The organism is Marinobacterium profundum (assembly GCF_001528745.1).
In the GTDB taxonomy this organism is placed as follows: domain Bacteria; phylum Pseudomonadota; class Gammaproteobacteria; order Pseudomonadales; family Balneatricaceae; genus Marinobacterium_A; species Marinobacterium_A profundum.
In genome coordinates, this window is record NZ_BCNS01000082.1 from 1 (window position 1) to 5,487 (window position 5,487).

Below are 5,487 nucleotides of genomic sequence, written 5' to 3' on the forward strand. Positions count from 1 at the left end.
CCGTCCCTGGTACTGAGTGGCGACTTTGTTGATGTGGCGCCGCTGGACGATAATCTGACGCTATTTTACTTGGCGGATGTTTCAGGCCATGGTGCCTCGTCGGCGCTGGTGACTGTGCTGCTCAAGAACATGACCAATCGCGTGCTGCGCGCCCACCAACGAGATACGCCGCTGTCTGAGCTCTCGCCTGCCTCTACCCTCTATTTGCTGAACCGAGAGCTGCTTGATACGGGTCTGGGCAAGCACTTTACGATCTTTGCCGGGATCCTGGATGCACAAAATTCCACGCTCAAATATGCGGTGGGCGGCCATCATCCCATGCCGATTCTGAGCCAGTGGGGCGAGGCGCGCTTTCTGACCGGCCGGGGCATGCCGGTGGGTTTGTTTGATGAACCGTTTTTTGATGAGCATGAGCTGCATCTGGCCAACACGTTTTCACTGACTCTGTTCTCGGATGGTGTGCTGGAAGTCATGGTTGAAGACGGCTCGCTGGAAAAACGTGAGGAGCGGTTGCGCGCTCTGGTGGCTTCAGGTGTGGTGCAGCCTGATGACTTGCTGGACACTGTGTTGGGTACCGCCAGTTGTCCGGATGATATTGCTATTTTGACTTTGTTCCGGGACGCCGCTAATGCGTGAAGGCTCGATATTTTTTGCCCGCGAGGGTGACAGTTACGTTTTGAAGTTTGTGGGTGAGGTGCGCCTTACGCTCTGTACTACCCTTGATCGTCACTTGGAGCAGGTGCTGGCTGTTGGCGGTGTCAGGCATATTCTGATAGACCTTACCGAAACCGATAGCATTGACAGTACATCCCTGGGGCTTATCGCCAAGCTGGCGGTGGGGGCAAGTCGGTTGTCGCTGGAGGCGCCGACTCTGGTATCCACCAACGAAGATGTGACACGCATCCTCTTTACCATGGGTTTTGAGCGCATATTTTTGTTGCTGGATACCATGCCAACCAGTCTGGTTGATCTCAAACGCCTACCCTTTGTGCAGGAATCTGAAGCGGCGGTGCGTGATCGAATTATCGAAGCCCACAAGGTTTTGATGAGCCTGAATGAATCCAATCGAGATGCTTTTGTTGATCTGGTCTCGACGTTGGAGCGCCATCCCTGAGGTCGAGCAGAATGCCGGCGAGGCTTTTTAGGCATTTGTCCTATGGTATCTTTCGCTGCAGCCTCTAGAATTGGCTTTGTAAGTGAGGGCACAGGGATGCGGCGCAACGAAGGGATACGAACTCAATTACTCACTTCTCAAGGATAAGAGGGGTGACCGGCAAGGATGCTGGGCGAGGGCTCAATGGCAGGATGTCAAAGAGCCCTTTTTTATATCTGCTTTTTATATCTGCGGCTTTATTTATCTTTCCATTAAGCGCTGTGCAATAGTCTGATCAGCCCTGTTTTTAGGCTCACTTGCGTCTCGGGTTTAGTCTTTATCTGATGTTTCCAATGGCCTGGTGCTCGCCCGGTGTTCATCCTTGTCTGTCTGTCTGTCTGTCTGTTGCTGCCCGCCATCCATGGCAGGCAAAGTGCTTCAGAGTGCCAGCAGTAGTTGTTCGAGCTTGATCTGGTCTGCGGTAAAGTTGCGAATGCCTTCCGCCAGTTTTTCCGTCGCCATGGCATCTTCATTCATCTGCCAGCGGTAGCTGCTTTCTGTCAGTTTGGAGTTGGGCTCCTCACTGCGGGCGCTGCTAGGGCTAAGACGCTGTTCCAGCGGTGCCTGGGTGGCGTCCAGCTGCTGCATCAGCGCGGGGCTAATGGTGAGGCGGTCGCAGCCGGCCAGGGCCTGGATTTCGCCAATATTGCGAAAGCTTGCGCCCATGACAACGGTGCCGTAGTGGTGCTGTTTGTAATGATTGTAAATGCGTGTCACTGACACTACGCCTGGGTCTAGGTCGCCACCAAAATCGGTATCGGGTTGCTGGGCGCGGTGCCAGTCGAGGATGCGGCCGACAAAGGGGGATATCAGGAAAGCACCGGCGTCAGCGCAGGCCTGGGCCTGGGCGAAACCAAACAGCAGGGTGAGGTTGCAGTTAATGCCTTCGCGCTCAAGTACCTCGGCGGCGCGGATACCTTCCCAGGTGGAGGCGATCTTGATCAGGATGCGGTCGGCGCCAATGCCGGCTTCCTGGTACATGGCCATAAGCTTGCGGGCACGGGCGACGGTGGCATCGCTATCAAAGGACAGGCGGGCATCCACTTCGGTGGATACGCGTCCGGGTACCAGTTTGAGGATTTCCAGTCCGATCAGTACCGCCAGCTTGTCGGTCATGTTACCGAGCTGCTGCTGGTTGTCACCGCCAAGCCTCTGAGCCCAGCTGCGTGCCTGCTCCAGTAGCGGTTTATAGGCAGGGTTCTGGCCTGCCTTGAGCAGCAATGAGGGGTTGGTGGTGGCGTCGACGGGTTTGAACTGGCGTATCGCTTCGATATCGCCGGTATCTGCCACAACACTGGTGATGGCTTTCAGCTGTTCCAGTTGGCTTTGCATGCTCTGTGTGTCCTTTGTGGAAATGATTAGGCGGGTATCCGTTCCATTGCTTGCTTGAGCACTTCGGGGCCGGCACCGGGCTTGTGGGCATTCTCGCTCAGGTAGCGGCGGAATTGCTTGCCGCCGCGCTGGGCATGAAACAGGCCCAGAATATGGCGTGAAATATGCCCCAGGTTGACCCTCTCGCCGAGCTCCTGCTCGCTGTAACTGATCATTTGCTGCAATGCCTCTAGGCGACTGATGGCGTTGCCTGGCTCAGCGTAAAGGCGGCTGTCGACATCGGCCAGCAGGCTGTAGGGGTTCTGGTAGGCTTCGCGCCCAACCATCACGCCATCAACGTGCTCAAGGTGGGCGTCACATTCATCGAGAGTCTTGATGCCGCCGTTGATAATGATCTCAAGCTCTGGGAATGCCTGCTTGATCCGATAGACCCAGTCGTACTTTAGCGGCGGAACATGACGATTTTCCTTAGGGCTGAGGCCTTTGAGAATCGCCTTGCGCGCATGAATAATGAAAGTGCTGCAGCCTGAGGCGCGCACGACATCAACAAAGTGGTGCAGTTCTTCATAGCTGTCCATGTCGTCAATACCCAGGCGGTGCTTTACCGTAATGGGTATGGATACGGCACTTTGCATGCGTTCAAGGCATTCGGCCACCAGCTGTGGGTGCGCCATCAGGCAGGCGCCAATCATGTTGTTCTGCACCCGGTCGCTGGGGCAGCCAACATTGAGGTTCACCTCGTCGTATCCGTGGTCCTGCGCCATGCGGCTGCACAACGCTAGCGCTTCAGGATCGCTGCCGCCAAGCTGCAGCGCTATGGGGTGCTCCGCATTCTGATAGCGCAGGAAACGCTCGCTGTCGCCGTGAATCAAAGCACCTGTGGTAACCATTTCGGTGTACAGCAGCGCATTGCGGCTCAGCAGGCGATGAAAGTAACGACAGTGGCGGTCTGTCCAATCCATCATGGGCGCAACTGAAAAGCGACGGTTGGGCGTCTGACTGTTAATGCTGGGGGCTGGTTGGTGCTGGAGACTGCTGGGCATGTTGTACAACTGAGGTCTGTGTTCGGCGATGGAATTTGGCGGGCTCGATTATACACCAAGCGCGCAACTGCAGGCGACTGGTGAGGCTGGTGGCAAGTGGGAATCGGCCGGCACAAGGGGTGCGAGCATAAGTGAAAGCCGCTACTATTGGCGCCTGAATTTTGTGCAAGCGTCTGCGGTATCTGTAGTGGTGCCTCCTTGCTGCGGTTGTCGAACATCCCATGCTGCAATAAGTCACCAGGTTTCATTTGGTTATGTTGTTCTCACGTCTTTTTATCAGACCCTGGCATCGACTTCGCCGGTGCGCTTCGCTGTTTCGACGCTCCGCGCTGCTGCTCGCCTGGCTGCTGCTGATTCTGCTGGATCTGTTGTTGGTTCGCGATAGTGCCTGGCTGGTTGAAAACCTGTTCGGCAAGCGTTTTGCCGTGAACTTTGTCCTCAGTGCGCTGATTTTCTGGTTGCTGCTCTACTGTGTTCGTGGCTTGTTGTGGCGCAGGCCCTGGTTTGGCACTGTTGTGCTCGTGCTACTGGGCGCGACCTACTTTGCCCAGGCATCCTACTTCAATGTCTATGGCAAGTTTGTGACGGCGTTTGATCTTCGCTTTTTTGCCGCAGATCCGCTGCTGTCACTGCAGCTGGGGGTGCAAAGCGTGTCGTTGTGGCATTCGATGAGGGTAACGACGTCAGTGATGCTGATACTGGCCCTGGTGATGTCGCTTGACGCGCGGCCCTCGCTTCTGCGCCGTGGACTTAGTGCTGCGCTGGCCTTGCCGTTGTTTCTATTGATCGCATTGAACTGGTATGGCGCCTCTAGTTTTCAGGTGGCACCGGTCGCCTATTTTGGCAGTCTTGTCAGTGCGCTAGAGGTGCAGGTCAACACATTCGACCGGCCTGCTAAACCTGCACTCTTGCGCCGTGCCGCCAGACCCGGAGTGCCGAATATCATAATGGTGGTCGGCGAGTCCCTGAATCGGGACCATCTGGGCCTCTATGGCTACGGGCGGGACACGACGCCGCACCTGTCGGCGATGCTTGGGCGCGGCGAGATGCTGGCCATGCGCAATGCCGTGGGCGTATCGCCCCGCACCCTGACATCGGTGCCCTATATGCTCACCGGGCTGCAGGGGGTGGATCCCCATGGTGTTATCTATACCGTGCCCACGGTGTTCAATTATGCCAAGAGTGGTGGTTATCAGACGGCGCTTATAACGGCGCAGGATTTTCAGTGGCGTAATCTGGATCAGCTGTTTGTCGACGATGATCTGGATCACTATGAGCAGGGTGTGAATTTCAGCGCCGACGTGTCGGTATCCGTCGGTGCCGACGACCTGCAGGTGCTGGAACGGGGCATCCTGCCGTACTTAAGGCGTACAGCGGGACAGGCAGAGCCCTTTATGCTGGTGACCCAGATGAGTGGCAGTCATACGCCGTTTGGCGCCCAGGTGCCGGCGGCCTACAAGATGTATCTGCCGGAAGCTGGCCCCAATAGTGTGAATGCTTATGACAATACGGTGCGCTATGCGGATCTGTATCTGTCGAGGCTGGTGGAGGAAGCACGGCGGCTTGATCCCAATACCTGGGTGTTCTATGCCAGCGATCACGGTGAGCATGTGGACGACAAGGGGAGTCGCTTTCATTCCGACTTTATTCCTGAGGTGATCCGCAACCCGCTGCTGGTGTTTCCGCCCATTGGTCAGGCGGGTGCGATTAGGGCGTCGCTGGACGCACCTGTCAGTGCGGCGGATATAGTACCCAGCGTGCTGGAACTGATGGCGGTTAAGCCTGTCACTGAGCTGGGCGGTGTGAGTTTGCTGCATCCGATCGACCCGCAGCGCATGCGCGTCGTGACGGCCTATATGATTACGCTGCACAAGGATCCGCGGGCCGCGCTGGTGTTTCCTGATCAGTCGATCTATGACATTGATTTCAAACGTGGCAGTGTGAAATTAAGTGATGGTG

Annotated in this window: 5 protein-coding genes; 3 read left to right on the top strand and 2 right to left on the bottom strand. The window is 56.4% G+C overall.

Going from position 1 to position 5,487, the window contains the following annotated elements; translation table 11 throughout:
- Positions 1-636, top strand: a 636-nt coding sequence (locus MPRO_RS04205; RefSeq protein WP_158651748.1) for a PP2C family protein-serine/threonine phosphatase, incomplete at its 5' end; no start/stop codon positions are given.
- Positions 629-1,114 (top strand): STAS domain-containing protein, encoded by a 486-nt coding sequence (locus tag MPRO_RS04210; protein WP_067287439.1) that lies wholly within the window; start codon positions 629-631, stop codon positions 1,112-1,114. The genes MPRO_RS04205 and MPRO_RS04210, both read left to right, overlap by 8 nt.
- A 417-nt stretch (positions 1,115-1,531) precedes the next feature.
- On the opposite strand, the gene tal is transcribed toward MPRO_RS04210, so the two are convergent.
- The gene (gene tal, locus MPRO_RS04215; RefSeq protein WP_067287442.1) at positions 1,532-2,485 is read right to left on the bottom strand and encodes a transaldolase; all 954 of its coding nucleotides are present in this window, start codon (positions 2,483-2,485) and stop codon (positions 1,532-1,534) included.
- A gap of 26 nt (positions 2,486-2,511) precedes the next feature.
- Positions 2,512-3,450 (bottom strand): tRNA dihydrouridine(20/20a) synthase DusA, encoded by a 939-nt coding sequence (gene dusA / locus MPRO_RS04220; protein ID WP_439646776.1) that lies wholly within the window; start codon positions 3,448-3,450, stop codon positions 2,512-2,514.
- 332 nt (positions 3,451-3,782) lie between these two features.
- On the opposite strand from dusA, the gene MPRO_RS04225 reads away from it, so the two are divergent.
- The coding region (locus MPRO_RS04225; RefSeq protein WP_082708435.1) for a sulfatase-like hydrolase/transferase at positions 3,783-5,487 on the top strand (1,705 nt) is incomplete at its 3' end.